The 587-nt window shown below is 41.4% G+C and carries 1 pseudogene; it reads right to left on the reverse strand.

Features of this window, described 5'->3' with window-relative positions:
* Nucleotides 1-521, reverse strand: a pseudogene (locus ACYQ2O_RS12705) (DDE-type integrase/transposase/recombinase); the annotation flags it as partial.
* Nucleotides 522-587 lie beyond the last annotated feature (66 nt).

Consider the following 587-nt stretch of genomic DNA (forward strand, 5'->3'; position numbering starts at 1 on the left):
TCTCCACAAAATTGATCAGATAACTGGTAAGGATAATTCTCCGTAAACGGCTTAACCCATAAGGAGATCACTTCAGCCCAATTTAAAATGGTTTGATGAGATACCTTGACTTGATGAACATCATATAAAATTGCTGCGGTTTTCCGAGCAGAGAGTGCATAATTAATGTGGTACGTCATCGCTAAAGAAACCACGTGTTGTGATTTGTGAATACGAGATAAATCGACAGTTGGTTTGACCGGAGTCTCTTTAGCCAGCGGCTGAAATTCTTTTTGGAAATCTCGATAAATATAATGCAGTTTCAATCCTTGAGAATCTGCTAAATAAGTGGCTTTCAGATATGAATCTCTATGGATCTCACGCATTCGCTGTTGGTAGTACGGGCAGGCTTTCTTTTTACATTTGAAAATCTCGAACCCTTCCCGGGTTTTGATTTTCTCCAGTGCCCCCATACAGTGCGGGCAACGAATTAAGCGTGGTTTTTCGGATTCTTTTCCAGGGATATGCGTGTGCTTACACACTTTACACAGTCTCTGGCCAGTTTTTTTACTGTTTATGTAAAGATACTGGTGAGGCGCATGGCAGCG

Source organism: Alkalibacterium sp. m-11, from assembly GCF_054658155.1.